The sequence below is a fragment of the Curtobacterium sp. AC272 genome (genome assembly GCF_979258155.1).
In genome coordinates this window covers 3,654,481-3,672,087 of record NZ_OZ409838.1, presented here as the reverse complement: position 1 = coordinate 3,672,087, position 17,607 = coordinate 3,654,481, and the positions used below count along the sequence as shown (strand labels likewise).

At 69.9% G+C, this 17,607-nt stretch carries 9 protein-coding genes and 3 pseudogenes; 4 read left to right on the top strand and 8 right to left on the bottom strand.

Going from position 1 to position 17,607, the window contains the following annotated elements; all coding sequences use genetic code 11:
* Positions 1–277 precede the first annotated feature (277 nt).
* Positions 278–1,039 carry a hypothetical protein gene (locus ACZZ0J_RS18905; RefSeq protein WP_463437997.1) on the bottom strand — a complete coding sequence of 254 codons (762 nt, stop codon included), beginning with the start codon at positions 1,037–1,039 and terminating at the stop codon, positions 278–280.
* Positions 1,040–1,199: 160 nt separating this feature from the next.
* Complete coding sequence (locus ACZZ0J_RS18900; protein WP_463437996.1) at positions 1,200–4,067, bottom strand: Rne/Rng family ribonuclease; 2,868 nt, start codon at positions 4,065–4,067, stop codon at positions 1,200–1,202.
* 387 nt (positions 4,068–4,454) lie between these two features.
* Here ACZZ0J_RS18900 and ACZZ0J_RS18895 point away from each other — a divergent pair, with 387 nt between their 5' ends.
* A complete protein-coding gene (locus ACZZ0J_RS18895) occupies positions 4,455–5,018 on the top strand; it encodes a vitamin K epoxide reductase family protein (RefSeq protein WP_123341079.1) in 564 nt (187 codons plus the stop codon).
* Between the two features lie 153 nt (positions 5,019–5,171).
* Positions 5,172–5,990, top strand: a complete 819-nt coding sequence (locus tag ACZZ0J_RS18890) for a DsbA family protein (protein WP_463437995.1) — start codon at positions 5,172–5,174, stop codon at positions 5,988–5,990.
* Between the two features lie 72 nt (positions 5,991–6,062).
* On the opposite strand, the gene ACZZ0J_RS18885 is transcribed toward ACZZ0J_RS18890, so the two are convergent.
* From ACZZ0J_RS18885 to ileS, 5 genes and pseudogenes are all read right to left on the bottom strand, one after another.
* Positions 6,063–6,911 (bottom strand): DsbA family protein, encoded by an 849-nt coding sequence (locus ACZZ0J_RS18885; RefSeq protein WP_463437994.1) that lies wholly within the window; start codon positions 6,909–6,911, stop codon positions 6,063–6,065.
* Between the two features lie 19 nt (positions 6,912–6,930).
* Entirely contained in the window at positions 6,931–7,350 is a 420-nt protein-coding gene (gene ndk, locus ACZZ0J_RS18880; protein ID WP_111084529.1) for a nucleoside-diphosphate kinase, read from the bottom strand.
* Between the two features lie 38 nt (positions 7,351–7,388).
* Positions 7,389–7,718: a DUF4233 domain-containing protein gene (locus tag ACZZ0J_RS18875; protein ID WP_194648128.1), complete on the bottom strand. Its 330-nt coding sequence runs from the start codon at positions 7,716–7,718 to the stop codon at positions 7,389–7,391.
* Between the two features lie 152 nt (positions 7,719–7,870).
* Positions 7,871–9,312: pseudogene (locus ACZZ0J_RS18870) on the bottom strand (bifunctional folylpolyglutamate synthase/dihydrofolate synthase).
* A gap of 410 nt (positions 9,313–9,722) precedes the next feature.
* Positions 9,723–12,880: pseudogene (ileS, locus tag ACZZ0J_RS18865) on the bottom strand (isoleucine--tRNA ligase); the annotation flags it as partial.
* 244 nt (positions 12,881–13,124) lie between these two features.
* Between ileS and ACZZ0J_RS18860 the strand changes: the two are divergent.
* Entirely contained in the window at positions 13,125–14,159 is a 1,035-nt protein-coding gene (locus ACZZ0J_RS18860) for a cation diffusion facilitator family transporter (protein ID WP_463437993.1), read from the top strand.
* A 1,197-nt stretch (positions 14,160–15,356) separates the two neighbouring features.
* Here the strand turns inward: ACZZ0J_RS18860 and ACZZ0J_RS18855 are convergent.
* The gene (locus tag ACZZ0J_RS18855) at positions 15,357–15,956 is read right to left on the bottom strand and encodes a TetR/AcrR family transcriptional regulator (RefSeq protein WP_463437992.1); all 600 of its coding nucleotides are present in this window, start codon (positions 15,954–15,956) and stop codon (positions 15,357–15,359) included.
* Between the two features lie 32 nt (positions 15,957–15,988).
* On the opposite strand from ACZZ0J_RS18855, the pseudogene ACZZ0J_RS18850 reads away from it, so the two are divergent.
* A pseudogene (locus ACZZ0J_RS18850) lies at positions 15,989–17,606 on the top strand (ABC transporter substrate-binding protein).
* The last annotated feature ends 1 nt before the right edge of the window (position 17,607 follow it).

Here is a 17,607-nt window from a genome sequence, read left to right as displayed (position 1 = left end):
TCCCCCAGCACAGTGCGCGGCCGCGTCTCGGGCACGTGCGCACGGTGCGAGGTTGCTCACAGCGTGCGAGGTCGGCAGCACGGTGCGTCGCCAGAGGCTCGCATCGTGCATGACCTCGCCGGGCCGCCGTGGCGTCTCGGGCATGTGCGCACGGTGCGAGGTTGGCCACACGGTGCGAGGTACGAAGGCCGCACGATGTGGTCAACCTCGCACCATGCAGCGACCGACGCACGACCGAGGGCACGCACCACCGCACGACCGACCGCACGACCCGAGGTCAGCGGGGCGCGGGACCGCCCCAGGGGGCTGCCGGCGGCTGCTGCTGGTCCGGACGGGGCTGTGCGCCGTACTGGCCGCCGTACTGCCCGTGGGGGTCCGGCCGGACCAGACCCTGTCCGTACGGGCCCTGCTGCGGCTGCTGCGGCCCCGGCTGCACGGTCGCGGGCGGGACGGCGTCGGCGGGCCGCACCGTCCCCGGCAGGCCGGACGTCGGCGCGGCGCCACGGTTCCGTCGCGGGCGCCCGAGCCACAGCCACGCAGCGGTCGCGCTCGCCAGGAGCATCACCGTGAACGGCACGCCGTTGCGGAGCGGGTTCGTGACGACGTCGATCACCAGTCGGGAACCGCCCGAGGTGATCGCGCCGAACGCGCCCGTGAAGACACCGACGAGCGCGAGGGCGATCGTCCCGGCAGCCCCGGCGAGCACGGCGCGGAGCAGCACGGTCGGCAGCGGACTGCGGCGGGCGATCGGGGTCAGGAACGCCAGCGCCAGGAACGCCCCCGCGTAGAACGGGAACGGCGCCAGGAACACCGAGGCGATGAAGCTGCCGACCAGGCTGGCCCCCGCGCCGTAGTGCGCGAACGGGCTGACGACGAGGGACGTCCCGATGAGCCCGACGATGCCGGACACGAACTCGACCAGCACGAGGGACACCACGGCGATGAGCGCCCCGGCGGTGTTGTTCACCGAGGCGCCGGGCGCGAAGGCCCGACGCGGGTCGGCCGGTGCACGAGGCGGTCGTGGCGGGGCGTAGGGCACCCCGGCAGCGGGCTGGACACCGTGCGGCGGCTGCCCACCAGGCTGCCCACCGTACGGCGGCGCAGAACCACCGACTCCCCGGGTCCGGGCGGTGCGGGCTGCTGCCAGCCCGCACCGTAGTACCCACGATCCTGCTGCGGGTCACCGGGGTTCGTCACGCTCAGTTCCCCAGGATGACGGAGCCGTCGGTGTCCTCGCCGGAGGCACTCTCGGTCGTGGCCGGGGCGCTGATGCTCGGCGACGACACCCGGCGGGACCGCGAACGGCCCTGACCCGGCTGCTTCGGCTCGGGCAGCGCCTGGAGCACGGAGTCCAGCAGCGACTCGGCGTCCGGGGCGACCTGGCGCGGCTCGCGCTTCGGGGCGGCGTTGAGCGGGATGTCCAGGATCGCGACCGTGTTGTCGGTCGGGGTCACCGTCGCGCTGGAGCTGACCCGACGGCGAGCCGGGGCCTTGGCCTTCGGCTCGGCAGCAGGAACAGCAGCAGCATCGGCGACCGCCTGCTTCGGCGCAACCTGCTTCGGCTCGACAGCCGCCTCGACTGCGACGGGCGCCGACTCGGTGACCTCGGTGGCCTCGGTGGCCTCGGTCGCGGCAGCGTTCGACTGCTCGCCGCTCCGTCCACCCCGGCCGCCACGGCGCCGACGCTTCGACCCGGTGGGCTGCTCGCCAGCACCGGAGTCGTCGGACGCGGACGTCGCGGCGGGGACGTCGGCCGAGGCCGGTGCCTCCGCCGAGGTCGGCGAAGCCGGCGAGTCCTCGTGCGGGATCGTCGAGGCGGCGATCCGCGACAGCGCGTTCTTCACGTCGTCGGTGATCTGGTGCGCCTGGCTCGACTGTCCGTTCGACGAACCGGAACCCGAGCCACCGCCGGAGTTGCCCCCGCCGTTGCCACCGTTGCCGTTGCCGGCGTTCCCGTTGCCACCGTTGCCGTTGCTGCCGGCACCGCTGCGCCCCTTGCGACGCCCCTTGCTCGGGCCCGGGTCGGCGTTGTTGTCGTTGACCTTCGCGTTGACCTCGTCGAGCGACTCGCGCAGGCCGACGCCGATCTTCTTGCGGGTCATCTGCACGAGGCCGAGCGAGGTGACCTCGGCGACCTGGTGCTTCGTGCGGTCGCGGCTCAGGCACTCGATCAGGCGACGGAGCACGAGGTCGCGGTTCTCCTCGAGCACCATGTCGATGAAGTCGACGACGATGATGCCGCCGATGTCGCGCAGGCGGAGCTGGCGGACGAGTTCCTCGGCGGCCTCGAGGTTGTTCTTCGTGACGGTCTCCTCGAGGTTGCCCCCGGAGCCGACGAACTTGCCCGTGTTGACGTCGACGACCGTCATGGCCTCGGTGCGGTCGATGACGAGCGAACCACCGGAGGGCAGCCAGACCTTGCGGTCGAGCGCCTTGTCGATCTGCTCGTTCAGGCGGTACTCCTCGAAGGAGTCCGGGCCCTCGTAGCGGACGACGCGGTCCTTCAGGTCGGGCGCGACGGCCGACAGGTACTCGTCGATGGTGCCGCCGGCGGCCTCGCCGTCGATGATGAGCTTCGTGAAGTCCTCGTTGAAGACGTCACGCACGATCTTGACGAGCAGGTCCGGCTCCGAGTGCAGCATCACCGGGGCCTGGCCACCGGCGACCTTCTTCTGGATGGCCTCCCACTGGCTGGTCAGGCGCTGCACGTCGCGGGTGAGCTGCTCCTCGGTCGCACCTTCGGCAGCGGTGCGCACGATGACGCCCGCGTGCTCCGGCAGGACCTCCTTGAGGATCTTCTTCAGGCGCGCACGCTCGGTGTCGGGCAGCTTGCGCGAGATCCCGTTCATCGAGCCGTTCGGCACGTAGACCAGGTAGCGACCGGGCAGCGAGACCTGGCTGGTCAGGCGGGCGCCCTTGTGGCCGACCGGGTCCTTCGTGACCTGCACGAGGACCTTGTCGCCCGGCTTGAGCGCGGCCTCGATGCGACGCCCGTGGCTGGTGTCGACCGAGTTCCAGTCGACCTCGCCGGCGTACAGCACGGCGTTGCGGCCGCGACCGATGTCGACGAAGGCGGCCTCCATCGAGGGCAGGACGTTCTGCACCTTGCCGAGGTACACGTTGCCGATGAGCGACACGTTCTCGGACTTGGTGATGTAGTGCTCGGCGAGGATGCCGTCCTCGAGCACGCCGATCTCGATGGTCGACGAACTGGAGCGGACGATCATCTGGCGGTCGACGCTCTCGCGGCGGGCGAGGAACTCGTCCTCGCTCACGACCTGGCGTCGGCGTCCGGCGTCACGGCCGTCGCGGCGGCGCTGCTTCTTCGCCTCGAGTCGGGTCGACCCCTTGATGCGCTGCGGCTCGGTGATGAGCTCGGGCTCGCGGCGGCGGGGCTCCTGGTGGTCGCGCGGCTCGCGCGGCGCACGGGCCTCGCGGTCGGCGCTGCTCCCCCGACGACGCGAGCGCCGGCGGGATCCGCCCTGCTCCTCGCGGTCCTCGGAGTCGTACCGGTCATCGCGGTCGAACCGGTCCTCGCGCTCCGAGCGCTCCGAGCGCTCCGAGCGGTCGTCTCGGTCGTCCTCGTCGCGCTCGTACCGCGCGGCACGGCGCGGCAGCTCCGGCAGGACGGGGGCGTGGAAGATCAGGCTGAGCGTGCTCGTCGCCTTCGGGACGAACGGCTCGGCGGGGGCGGCGGGTTCGCTCGCCTCGGCCGTCGGCTCGGTCTCGGTCGGACGGGAGGCACCACTCGGCTCCGCCACGTCGGCTGCGGGCTCGGTCGGCTCGGCCTCGACCACCGGCAGGTCGCCGGTCAGCGTGCTCACGTCGTCCGGCTCGGCGCTCTGCGCGGAGACGGCCTCGACCGCGACGGACACGGCTTCTGCCGGTGCCCCGTCCGCCGGTGTCCCGTCCGTCAGTGCGAGGGACTCGTCGACGGCAGGCACCTGCACGGCGTCGGCCGCGACCTGCTGGCCGGACGACCGGGCGCGGCGTCCGCCGAACAGGCGGGTCCGACGCTTCGGGGCGTTCTCGTCGTTGGTCGTGTTGTCGTTGTTCTGCTCCACCATGGACTGGCGCACTCCTCGGCCCCACTCGCACCCTTGTCAGGCGGCGGGAATTCTTTGGTTGTGGCGGTGGCGTCGACGCCCCGCGCTCGCTGTCTTCGTGATCGGTCTGCGTCAACTTCTCGTTGCGTCCGCTGCCGTTCCGGTCCGGGCACCCGGCCCGGGTCGGCTCGGCGTCGGAGTGACGCTGTCCCGACCACGGTGCGCTCTCACCGCACCTGATCGTCCGGACACTGCCCCGTGGGGCACTGCCCGGAAAGCTCTCTTCGGTCTGCGGTTGCCCGCACGACCTCCGGCCAGTATCGCACGCCGCTCCCGGAAAGGACCGGAAGCCGCATGCGATGATGACGGCGTGAGCACGTCAGCGCCTGCCCCCGTCGTCCGATCGCGATGGCCGTCTTCCTCTTGATCACCGGGTTCGTCGGCCTGTACGGGTCCTTCTCCCTGGTGCTCGACGAGTTCAAGAAGTACGCCGACCCCGACACGGTGCTCTCGTGCGACGTGAACCCGTTCATCAGCTGCTCGGACGTGATGGCGAGCTGGCAGGGTCACCTGTTCGGGTTCCCGAACCCACTGCTCGGCGTGATGGGCTTCGTCGCGCCGATCGCCGTCGCGGTGATGATGCTCGCGGGCTTCCGCAACGGTTCACGGTGGTTCTGGATCGCGTTCAACGCGGGCGTGTTCCTGGCGTGGGTCTTCGTGACGTGGCTCTTCACCCAGACCGTCTGGTTCATCGGCGCGCTGTGCCCGTGGTGCATGCTCGTGTGGTCGATGACGATCCCGATGTTCTGGGTGTTCACGATCTGGAACGCCGCGCAGGGCCGCTTCGGTGCCCGCACGCAGCGGGTCGGCCGGGCACTGCTCCCGTTCTGCTGGGCGTTCCCGCTGGCGAACTACCTGTTCATCATCGTGACGATCATCATCAAGTTCCCGACCATCCTGACGGTCTTCTGATCTGCTGCTGGGCGTCCCCGATGCGGCGCCCATGACGCATCGATGACGCGTCACCGAATTCCTGGGGGCTTCCCAGGCAGGACGCCCGATCGACCTCCGTGCAGCACCTACGCTCGATCTCGATGAGCGAGAACGAGAGCAAGAAGGTCCGCCGTGACGCCGCCCGAGCGCGCTCGCGAAGCCCGGGTGCAGGAACAGGCGCGACGTCGCCGCAACAAGACGCTCGGGATCAGCGGCATCATCGTCGGCAGCCTGGCGGTCGTCGCCGTGGTCGTCCTGGTGATCGCGAACTCGGTGCAACCCGCTGGGCCGGGGCCGCGCAACATGGCGAGCGACGGCATCCTGTTCACCGGCCAGGGCGGCGAGATCGTGCCCGTCGAGACGAAGGCCACGCCCGACGGTGGGACCCCGACGGCGACGAAGCAGGACGACTCGGTGGCGAACATCACCGTGTACTCGGACTACATGTGCCCGTACTGCAACCAGTTCGAGACGGCGCAGATGGACCAGATCGAGCAGTGGGTGAAGGCTGGCTCTGCGACGCTCGAACTGCACCCGTTCAACCTGCTCGACCGGGTGTCGCTCGGGTCGAAGTACTCCACCCGCTCCGCCGCCGCGGCCGCCTGTGTGGCGAACTACGACCCGGACGCGTTCCTGGCGTACAACACGTCGCTCTACGAGAACCAGCCATCCGAGAGCACCAAGGGCCTGACGAACGACGAGCTCGCGTCCCTGGCGAAGGACGCCGGCGCGACGAACGGCAAGGTCGCCTCGTGCATCACCGGGCAGCACTTCGCCGGGTGGGTCGCCGACGCCACGAACCGGGTGATGAACGACCCGATCCCGAACTCGTCGCTCGACAAGGTGACGAGCACCCCGACGATCATCGTGAACGGCAAGCAGTTCACCGGCTCCCTGACCGACACCGACGCCTTCGCGTCCTTCGTCGAGCAGAACGGTGGCGCCGCGTAGGCACGAGGCAGCGCGACGACGAAGGCCCCCGCTTCCGGATGGAAGCGGGGGCCTTCGCTCGTGCGAGTGGTGCTACTTCGCCGCGGCGTCGATCGCGGTGATGACCGTGCTGAGGTCGTCGAGGCGCTTGCCGTTCACGACCACGGTCGGCGTGCCGAAGCCCTGCGTGCCCTGCAGTGCCTCGTCTGCCGTCACGAGCTTGGTGGACTTGGTCACCCAGCCCTTGAACTGCTCGGTCGACAGGCACTCGGAGACGTTCGACCCGGTCGCGCCGCCGGCTTTCACGAGCTTCGCGATCTCGGCGTTCGTCAGGCCCGACGTGCCCTCGGCGGGCTGGTTGTCGAAGAACTGCGTCTGGACGTCCAGGAACTTGTCCGGCGCGTAGTTCGCGACGCACATCGCGGCGTTCGCGGCGCGGCTGGCGTACCGCGAGCTCTGGTAGCTGCGGTCGAGGATCGACACCGGCTGGATGGCCAGCGTCGCGTCGCCCGACTTCACCTTGTCCAGGATCTGGTCGGCGTAGGCGGCCTCGAACTGCTTGCAGACCGGGCAGGCCCAGTCGACGTACTCGGTGACCGCGACCGCACCGTCGGTGTTCGACGTCGGAACGGCCGACGGGGTGCCCTTCGCGGTGACGGCCTTCGTGGTCACCGGGGTGACCTCGCCGCCCTCGCCGGTGAACTGGATCGCGCCGGTGGCCATGTTCTTCGGCCCGGAAGCGGACACGGCGGGTGCGTTGTTCACGTTCACCACGACGAGCGTGATGATCGCGGCGATCGCGATGATGCCCAGGCCGATGCCGCCCTGCAGGAACCACTTGTTGCGGCGCTTGCGACGCTTCTCGGCATCGGCGCGCTGGCGGGAGACCTCACGCGCGTGCTGGCGACGCTCGTTCTTGGTGGGTCGGTCGTTGTTCGTCACGAGTCGTTCCCCCGGCGTCTCAGGCGAACCAGAGCGCGAGCTCGCGCGCCGACGACTCGGTGCTGTCCGACCCGTGCACCAGGTTCTGCTGCACCTTGAGGCCCCAGTCGCGACCGAGGTCGCCACGGATGGTGCCGGGTGCGGCGCTGGTGGGGTCGGTGGTGCCGGCGAGCGACCGGAAGCCGGCGATGACGCCGTTGCCGGCGACGCGGACGGCGACGACCGGACCGGACTGCATGAACTCGACGAGCGGCTCGAAGAACGGCTTGCCCTGGTGCTCCTCGTAGTGCGCGTCCAACAGGTCGCGCGGCGCGGTGAGCATCTTCAGGTCGACGATCTCGTAGCCCTTCGACTCGATGCGGCGGAGGATCTCACCGGTGAGCTGGCGGGCGACGCCGTCGGGCTTGACGAGGACGAGGGTCTCTTCGAGGTCGGACACGCAGTACTCCTAGTGTGTTCGCGGGATCGGAGGGGTGGTCAGTCCTCGCCCATGGCGGCCCGGCGCGCGGCGTTCTGACGGTCGAGTTGACCGCCCTTGACGAAGCAGAAGACCCACAGCGCCAGGAACACCACGGCGACCGCGAACATGAACGGTTCGATGAACCCGGTGGCGAGGATGGCCGCCTGCAGCAGCCAACCGAACCCTACACCGGCGGGGTTGCCGGTCAGGCGTGCGGCCAGCGCCAGCACGATCATCGCGCCGATGCCACCGCCGAACGCCAGGGCCGGCGGCAGGGTCCCCTTGCCGAACACGACGAGCATCGGGAAGAAGAACATGATCGCCTCGAGCACGAGCGCGATCGACAACAGGCTCTCCTGCGCCCCGCGGTCGCGTCGCGGCTTGCGGGTGCGCGGTGCACGCCCCGGCCGGGAGGTGGGCCCACGCGAGCCGGTTCCAGACGACCGCGGAGCTTGCGGAGAGGTCGGCTGGCCGTGCTCGTGGGGACTGGGTGCGTTCGTCACTTCGTCTCGCCTTCCCGGTGGACCAGGTCCATGACCGCACCCACCATCACGATGGAGCCCGCGACGAGCACGAGGGCGTCCTCGGCGTCCGCCTCGTCCGCCAGGTCGCGTGCCTGCTGCAGCGCGGCGGCGAGCGACGGCTCGACGACGACGCGGTCCGCGCCGACCTCGTCCACGACGACCTTCGCGAAGGCGTCCGCGTCGAGGGCACGCTCCCCGGTGGCTGCGTGACGACGAAGGTCTCGACGGTGCCCTTCAGCGCGCGGACGAACCCGCGGGCGTCCTTGTCGCCGAGGATCCCGACGACGCCGACGACGTGCTCGGACGGGAACGCGACGGGCAGGGCCTCGGCCAGGGCCTTGGCGCCGTGCGGGTTGTGCGCCGCGTCGACCACGACGGTCGGGTCGGTGGCGATCGGCTGGAGTCGGCCGGGGCTGGTGGCACCGGCGAGGCCCTCGGACAGGACGTCCTCGTCGAGCGCCTGGGTACCCCGACCGAGGAACGACTCGACCGCGGCGATCGCGACGGCCGCGTTGTGCGCCTGGTGCCGCCCGAACAGCGGCAGGAACAGGTCGTCGTAGCGGCCGGCGATGCCCTGCACGGTGATGAGCTGACCGCCCACCGCCGGCGTCACGTCGACGACACTGAAACCGGTGCCCTCGACCGCGAGGGTCGACTCGGTGAGCTCGGCGGCACGCTCGAGTTCGACGAGTGCCTCCGGGACCTGCTCGCTCGACACCACGGCGGACGACGGCTTGATGATCCCGGACTTGGTCCGCGCGATCTCCGCCACGGTGCTGCCGAGCTGCTTCGCGTGGTCGATGGCGATCGGCGTGAACACCGCGACCTGGCTCTGCACGACGTTGGTGGAGTCCCACTCGCCGCCCATGCCGACCTCGATCACGGCGACGTCGACCGGCGCCTCGGCGAAGCACGCCAGGGCCAGGACGGTCAGTGCCTCGAAGAAGGTGAGCGGGAGCTCGCCCTTGGCGGTGAGCTCCTGGTCGGTCAGTTCGAGGACCGGGGCGATGTCGTCCCAGTTCTCGACGAGCCGGCTCGGCTCGATCGGCTGCCCGTCGATGACGATGCGCTCCCGGATCGACACCAGGTGCGGGCTTGTCATCAGGCCGGTGCGCAGACCGTGGGCGCGGACGATGCTCTCGGTCGTGCGCGCGGTGGACGTCTTGCCGTTCGTGCCGGTGATGTGGATCACCGGGTACGCCAGGTGCGGGTCGCCGAGCAGCTCGACGGCGCGACGGGTCGCGGTCAGGCGGTGCTCGGGCGACTGCTCACCGATCCGGGCGTACAGGGCGGCCTCGACGCGCTTGACCTCGTCGTCGTCACCGCCGTAGGGCACGGCTTCGACCGGAGCGTCACCGGACGGCCCCACCGGGATATCGATGCCGTCCTCGGACGGCTCGTCGGGGTATTCGCTCATGCGCGTGCCACCTTGAGCTCGACTGCGTTCTGACCGTCAACCTGCAGGTCCGCTCGCACACTATCGAGAGGCGCGAAAGTCACGGTGATCCTAGTCGCGAGCGTTTCTTGTGCCATTTGCGAGAGCAACTTTGAATTAACGAACATGTCTCGCCACCGGCGCGCAGACTCAGAGACAGCGTCTGAGTTGGCTCCCGCTGAAGCAGCAAGCTGCTCAGCTACCTTCCTGCGAGAGGCCAAGACATCTCCGGTCAGCGACCTCACCGACTCGCTAAGGCTAGGCATTACTCCGTCCAGTGAACGTGCAACCGCATCGACCGCGGAGCGCGAGACCTCCGTCAAGATCTGGTCGACCGCGCCGCGAACCTGGTCGTTGATCGGTTGGAGCGTAAGTGTGAGAGCCGCGTTGGCAGCCATTGCAGCCTCTGCGATTGCAGCGGAGTACGGCTCCGTAGCGCGACTGGCTGCAACTCGCAGTTCAAGACTGATGCGATCGCTCACCTCAAGCCCGGACTGCTTACGAACCTGCTGCACCTCGCGGACGACGTCGCGGGCAAGCCCCTCGGCCTCGAGCTCGGGCGTGGTCACGGTGTCGAGCACCACGAAGCCGCCCTCGTCGAGGAACGCCACGGCGACCGACGGGTCGGCGACGGTGAGGTCGAGCGTGTACTCGCCCTCGACCAGGTCGACACCGCCGACGGTCACGCCGGACTCGGTCGCGGTCCAGTCGCCCTTCTTCGCGGCCGGGATCACCTGCTGCACGGCCTTGCCGATGCGCGGGCCGGCGACGCGGGCGTTGACGGTGAGCTTCCGCTCGATGCCGTACTGCGCCAGGGACTCCTCGGCCTGGGCCTCGAGCACGACCCGCTTGACGTTCAGCTCGTCGCGCAGGATGTCGGCGAACGGTTCGACCGCCGCCGGGTCCGGCACCACGAGGGTGAGCGTGGCGAGCGGCAGCCGGACGCGCTTGCCGGTCGCCTTGCGGAGCGCGAGGCCCTTCGAGGCGACGTCGCGCACGCGGTCCATCGCCGCGACGAGGGCGTCGTCGGCGGGGAACTCGGCCGCGTCGGGGAAGTCCGTCAGGTGCACGCTCCGACCACCGGTCAGGCCCTTCCAGATCTCTTCGGTGACGAGCGGGGCGAGCGGGGCCGCCACACGGGTCAGGGTCTCGAGCACCGTGTACAGGGTGTCGAACGCCGCACGGGCGCCGTCCCCTGCCGCGCCGTCGGCCCCGGTCCAGAACTTGTCGCGCGACCGGCGGACGTACCAGTTCGTCAGCACGTCGGCGAAGTCGCGGACCGCCTGGGCCGCGAGCGGGGTGTCGAGCGCGTCGAGGTGCTGCTGCACGTCGGACACGAGCACCCGGGTCTTCGCGAGCAGGTACCGGTCGAGGACGTCGGTGCTGTCCGTCCGTCGGGTGGCCTGGTACCCGTCCGGCCCGGAGGCGTTCGCGTAGAGGGTGAAGAAGTAGTACGTCGACCACAGCGGGAGCATGAACTCGCGGACGCCCTGGCGGATGCCCTCTTCGGTGACGACGAGGTTGCCGCCGCGGATCACCGACGAGGACATCAGGAACCAGCGCATGGCGTCGGCGCCGTCGCGGTCGAACACCTCGGAGACGTCCGGGTAGTTCCGCAGCGACTTCGACATCTTCTGACCGTCCGAGCCGAGGACGATGCCGTGGCTGATGACGTTCTTGAAGGCCGGTCGGTCGAACAGCGCGGTGGACAGCACGTGCATGACGTAGAACCAGCCGCGGGTCTGCCCGATGTACTCGACGATGAAGTCGGCCGGGTTGTGCGACTCGAACCACTCCCGGTTCTCGAACGGGTAGTGCACCTGGGCGTACGGCATCGACCCGGAGTCGAACCAGACGTCGAACACGTCGGTGATCCGGCGCATCGTCGAGTTCCCCGTGGGGTCGTCGGGGTTCGGGCGGGTCAGGTCGTCGATGAACGGGCGGTGCAGGTCGACCTCGCCGTCGGCGTTCAGCGGCAGGCGTCCGAAGTCGCGCTCGATGTCCTCGAGCGAGCCGTACACGTCGGTGCGCGGGTACTCGGGGTCGTCGGACTGCCACACCGGGATCGGCGTGCCGAAGTAGCGGTTGCGCGACACCGACCAGTCGATGGCGTTGCCGACCCACTTGCCGAACTGGCCGTCCTTGACGTTCTCCGGCACCCAGTTGATGTCCTGGTTGAGCTCGCCCATGCGGTCGCGGAAGTCGGTGACCCGCACGAACCACGACGACACGGCCTTGTAGATGAGGGCTTCCGGCACCGCCAGCAGTGCGGGTAGCTGTGCTCGTAGGACGCCTGGCGGAGCAGGCGACCGGCGTCGCGGACGGCCTTGGTCAGCGGCTTGTTCGCGTCGGACCAGAGCATGCCGGCGACCTCGCCGAACTGCGAGGTGAAGACCCCGCCCTCGTCGAGGGAGAGCACCACGGGGATGCCGGCGGCGGCGCAGACCACCTGGTCGTCGGCACCGTAGGCCGGAGCCTGGTGCACGATGCCGGTGCCCTCGCCGGTCTCGACGTAGTCGGCGACCAGGATGCGCCAGGCGTGCTCCATGCCCTCGGTCTCGGCGAGGAAGTCGAACAGGCGCTCGTACTCGACGCCGTCGAGCTCCGCACCCGTCAGGGTGCGGACGACCGCGGCAGCGGCGTCCTCGGCCGTCTCGTAGCCGAGGTCCTTCGCGTAGGTGGCCACGGTGTCCGAAGCCAGCAGGTAGTGGACGGAACCGGCGTCGGCACCGTCAGCCGCGCCTCCCGGCCCCGCAGGGAGCACCACGTACGAGACCGCAGGCCCGACGGCCAGCGCGGCGTTCGTGGGCAGGGTCCAGGGGGTCGTCGTCCAGGCGAGCGCACGCACGCCGGCCAGCCCGAGCGACTCGGCACGCGCACCCTGCAGCGGGAACGACACCGTGACGGACTGGTCCTGGCGCATCTTGTAGACGTCGTCGTCCATGCGCAGCTCGTGGTTCGACAGCGGCGTCTGGTCGTTCCAGCAGTACGGCAGGACCCGGAAGCCCTCGTACGCCAGGCCCTTGTCCCAGAGCTGCTTCCACGCCCACAGCACGCTCTCCATGAACGTGGTGTCGAGCGTCTTGTAGTCGTCCTCGAAGTCGACCCAGCGCGCCTGGCGGGTGACGTACTGCTGCCACTCGTCGGTGTACTGCAGCACGGACTTCTTGGCGGCGGCGTTGAACACGTCGACGCCCATCTCGTCGATCTCGTGCTTCTCGGTGATGCCGAGCTGGCGCATCGCCTCGAGCTCGGCGGGCAGCCCGTGGGTGTCCCAGCCGAAGCGGCGGTGCACCTGCTTGCCGCGCATGGTCTGGTAGCGCGGGAAGACGTCCTTCGCGTACCCGGTCAGCAGGTGACCGTAGTGCGGCAGGCCGTTCGCGAACGGCGGGCCGTCGTAGAAGGTCCACTCGTCGCAGCCCTGGCGTTGGTCGATGGACGCCTGGAACGTGCCGTCGCCCTTCCAGAAGGCGAGGATCCCCCGCTCGACGGCGGGGAAGGACGGCGAGGGGACGACGCCATCGGCATCGGCGTTCAACGGGTACGGCACCGGGACTCCTTGTGGGTTCGCTCGATCTCCACGAGGACGGAGCACGCTCCGCGGTACCACCTCGCTTGCCATGCCGTGCTGTCCGCACGTCACGACCGCTCGTGTTCGGGTTCGGTGCGGCCCGGTCCGCCCGGTTCTACTGACGAGCCGCTCGCGCGGACCGCGTTCTTCCGGGAGCTCCCCGGTGATGGCCGGATCGACGCTCGTGTGACACGAGTTTAGCGGACGGGAGCATGCTGGAGGGATGCCCGACGACTCTGCCTCCGGCGAACGCCCGGAGTCCTCCCTCACCGTCATCATCGCCTTCGGCGCGAACCTGCTCGTCGCGATCGCGAAGACCATCGCGTCGCTCATCTCGGGTTCGGCCTCGATGGTGGCCGAGGCGGCGCACTCGTGGGCGGACACCGGGAACGAGATCTTCCTGCTCGTCGCCGAACGACGGGGCGCGCGGAAGCGTGACGCCGCACACCCGCTCGGGTACGGCCGCGAGACGTACATCTGGTCGATGTTCGCCGCGTTCGGGCTGTTCACCGCCGGCGCCATCGTGTCGATCTACCACGGCATCTCCGAGCTCGGCGAGACGGGTCCGGCCGAGGACGTCCTGCTCAACTACATCGTGCTCGCGCTGTCGTTCTGCCTCGAGGGCACGAGCTTCCTGCAGGCCTACCGCCAGGCGCACGGAGCGGCGACGAAGCGCAAGGTGCCGGTGCTGCGCCACGTGCTGCAGTCCTCGAACCCGACACTGCGGGCCGTGTTCGCCGAGGACGCCGCTGCGCTCATCGGCCTCGTCGTCGCCTTCCTCGGGGTGTTCCTGCACCAGATCACCGGCCTGGCGATCTTCGACGCGATCGGTTCCATCGCGATCGGCGTGCTGCTCGGGGTCGTGGCGATCATCCTCATCGACCGCAACCGCCGCTTCCTGCTCGGCGAGAGCACGTCGCCCGAGCTCGAGAACGCCGTGCTCGTCGAACTGCTCGGCCGCTCGCAGATCGAACGTGTCACCTACCTGCACCTGGAGTTCGTCGGACCGTCGCGGGTGTACCTCGTCGCGGCCGTCGACCTGACGGGCAACGAGAACGAGGAGCACGTCGCGGTGCGGTTGCGCGACGTCGAGAAGTCGCTCGAGGACAGCCCCTACATCGAGGAGGCCGTGCTGACGCTGAGCTACCCGGGCGACGCCTCGCTGCGGCCGACGAGCGACGAGGTGCCCGAGGTCGTGCGTGACGGGACGGCCTCGGACGTGGCCGCCGGCGGAGCGGGGACGCTGCGCACCGACTGAGATCCGGCGGGGACGGCAACGCGGGAGAGATCGACAACATTGCATATGTTAATATTGCATTTCCGCGCAGTTCCGCCCTTCTCCTCCCGAACAGGACCATGCCGACTCCCGATCTCCCATCCGTCGTCCTCCACGCCTCGGGCAACTCACACCACTCCCACCAGGTCATCGCCGGGTACATCGCACTCGCGCGCAACCGCGAGTTGGACCTCCGCATCACGTGGTCCCGCCACGACCCGGCGCTGCCGTCCAACGCCTGGCTCCTCGCCGAGGTCGACGGCCTCAGGATCGGCTACGACCTGGACGACGGAGAGCATCCTCGACCCCGTCGTCGTCGATGCGTTCGCGGACGACGTGGACGTGCTGTTCCGCCGGAGCCGGCCGATCACCCCGAACGACACCTACCGCACCGGCGCCGAGCACCGAGCGCTGGGCCTCAACTACCACGCGACGTCGCGGCACCCGTACTTCTGGAACGCCGCGTTCCGGAGCAACGTCGGACCACGCCGCTTCGGCGCGCTCGCCGTGGCCGAGTGGAGCCGATCCGCTCGGCTCCGCGTCGGCGACCAGCAGTCCGACAACGGGCAGATCCTGTTCCAGACCAGACTGTGGGAGCCCGAGACGAGGACGACGGGTCTCACCGCCAAGGAACGGTGGCGCGCGGACGATCGCAACGCGATCAACCTGGAGCGCATCGAGTTGATCCGCGCCCTGAAAGCCGAGTTCGGTGACCGGTTCCAGGGAGGACTCAGTCCGACGGACCACGCGCTTGCGGTCGCCCCGGAGCTCGTGCTCCCAGCCAGCCGGTCGAACCCTGCCACGTTCCTCCGCGCCTCGAGGGCGGCCCGGGTCTGCATCACCACGAGGGGGCTGTGGAACTCGAACGGCTGGAAGCTCGCCGAGTACCTCGCGCAGGGCTGTGCGGTCGTCTGCGAACGACCGACGCACGAGGCCCCGGCCTCCGAGAAGGGCACGAGTACCTCGGGTTCTCCTCCGTCGACGAGGCACTGGACGCCGTGCACCGCCTGGATGCGGACACCGCAGGGCGCTCCCGCCTCCGGACGGAGGCCCGGCGGTACTTCGACGGGTACGTGGAACCGTCGGCCCTCGTCCGTCGATCGCTCCGGGTCGCCGTGTCGGGTCAGGACAGCGGCCCGGCGGTGGGGACCGAAGTCGTCGCCTGACGACCCCTCCCCGTCAGCGGGCGTCGAGGCCGGCGACCACCGGGGTCAGCGCCGCCGCGACGTACTCGACGAGCGGCCGACGAGCCACCCCGTCGGCGACCCACACCCCGAACGCCGCCGCCGCCGCCCCGAGCACAGCGCCAGAGACCGTCTGCGGCCAGAGCGACACCGGCTGGTCCCCCGTGCGCCCGGCCACGAAGGCCGCGACGGCCCCGTGCTGCGCCATCACCCGGACGGCGACCCCGGCGACGAGCTCGGAGCCGATGCCCATCACCTCGGCCTGCGCGACCGCCCACGGCACCCGCTCGGGGTCGTGGGCCCGGGCCGCGGCGAGCAGGGCCTGCTCCACCGCACGCACCGCACTGGGTTCGGTCGAGGCCGCCAGGTACCCGGGGAGCCCCGCGACCGCGGCGTCGAGCTCGAGCCACATCACGTCGGACTTCGCCGTGAAGTAGTTGAAGAACGTCGCGCGGCTGACCCCCGCACGCACGGCGATCTGGTCGACCGTGGTGCGTGCGTACCCCTGCTCGAGGAACAGCTCGGCAGCGGCGTCCGCGAGGACCTCGGCGCTCGAGCGTCGGGGCCGGCCACCGCGGCGGATCGGTTCGTCCATGGGCCCCAGTAAACCGCTAGACTCGTCCAGCCATGATCTTGGACTCAGTACAGAAAACCGTCGCCGCCGTCGCGAGCGCCACAGCCGTCGTCCTCGTCCTCGCGGGGTGCAGCGGCGCCGGGACGAGCACCACGAGCAGCAAGCCGGTGAGCGGCGGGACCCTGACGTACGCCTCCGGCGACGCCGAGCCCACCTGCCTCGACCCGCACGTCGGCGGCAACTACCCGCAGGCGCTCCTGGCGACGCAGTACATCGAGGAGCTCGTCGGGCTCGAGGACGGCGAGCCGACCCCGAGCTCGCGACGAAGTGGACCACGAGCGACGACGGCAAGGCCCTCACCTTCACACTGCGCGACGACGTCACCTTCACCGACGGCACCCCGTTCGACGCCGCCGCCGTCGTGGCGAACATCGAGCACGTGCAGGACCCGGCCACCGCGTCGAGCACCGGCTACCTCGCGCTGCAGTCCATCACGAAGGCCACGGCCACCGACGACCACACCGTGACGCTCACCCTGAGCCGTCCGGACAGCGCGCTGCTCGAGTCCTTCTCGCAGCCGTGGGTCGGCATGGAGTCCCCGAAGGCGCTCGAACGCGAGCAGGCGACGAACTGCGAGTCGCCCGTCGGCACCGGCCCGTTCGAGGTCACCGGATGGAAGCACGGCGACCGCGTCACCCTGACGAAGAACAGCGACTACTGGGGCAAGACGAAGCCGCGCCTGTCCGGCATCACGTGGCGGTTCCTGCCCGACTCGACGTCGCGCTACGCGGCGCTGCAGTCCGGCCAGGTCGACGTCATCGACAACGCGCAGCCCGACCAGCTCAAGGCCGCGTCGGCGAGGGCGCCATCCGCGACCTCGACGCCCCGCGCCCCGGTGCCTCGAACCGCCTCGAGCTGAACTCCGGCCACGGCGTGTTCCGTGACGAGGCCGTGCGCCAGGCGTTCATCGCGGGTGCCGAGATCGACCCCGGCCTGCAGTCGCTGTTCCTCGGCACCGCGAAGCGCTCGTACTCCGTGCTCTCGAGTGCCGAACCGCTGGCGTACTCGGAGAAGAGCCGCTTCGACTACTCACCGACGAAGGCGAAGCAGCTGCTCGACGACGCCGGCTGGAAGGTCGGGTCGGACGGCATCCGGCAGAAGGACGGCCAGCAGCTCACCGTGACGTTCCCGGTCTCGACGAACCAGTCGGTGCCGGCCGAGCGCAGCCTGTTCCAGCAGATCCAGGCGTCCGAGAAGGCCGTCGGGTTCAAGGTCGTGCTCGACGAACTCGACCTGTCCAGCTGGTACGCGGCCCTCGCGGCGAACGAGTACGACGTCGTCAGCGCCCCGTACACGAAGGTCGGCCCCGACGTCCTGCGGATCCTGTACGACAGCGCGAGCATCGAGCCGGCGCCGTCCGGGTACTTCGCGAACCTCGCGCAGCTCGACGACCCCGCGCTCGACACCCTGCTCGAGCAGGCGGCCCGCACCTCGGACGCCGACGAGCGCGCCGACCTGTACGAGCAGGCGCAGAAGACGATCCTGGCGAGCGACACCGTGCTGCCCCTCTACGACCAGCAGAACCACTTCCTGGTGCGCTCGGCCGTGCACGGCATCCAGACGACCTCGGTGTCCACGCCCTGGTTCGGCACGGCCTGGATCGACCGCTGAC

What these genes read in the sequence shown, in the direction of transcription:
- ACZZ0J_RS18855 (WP_463437992.1), bottom strand. Translation starts at nt 15,956, where the DNA reads ATGGACGAACCGATCCGCCGCGGTGGCCGGCCCCGACGCTCGAGCGCC.
- ACZZ0J_RS18860 (WP_463437993.1), top strand. Translation starts at nt 13,125, where the DNA reads ATGCCCGACGACTCTGCCTCCGGCGAACGCCCGGAGTCCTCCCTCACC.
- ACZZ0J_RS18895 (WP_123341079.1), top strand. Translation starts at nt 4,455, where the DNA reads ATGGCCGTCTTCCTCTTGATCACCGGGTTCGTCGGCCTGTACGGGTCC.
- ACZZ0J_RS18900 (WP_463437996.1), bottom strand. Translation starts at nt 4,067, where the DNA reads ATGGTGGAGCAGAACAACGACAACACGACCAACGACGAGAACGCCCCG.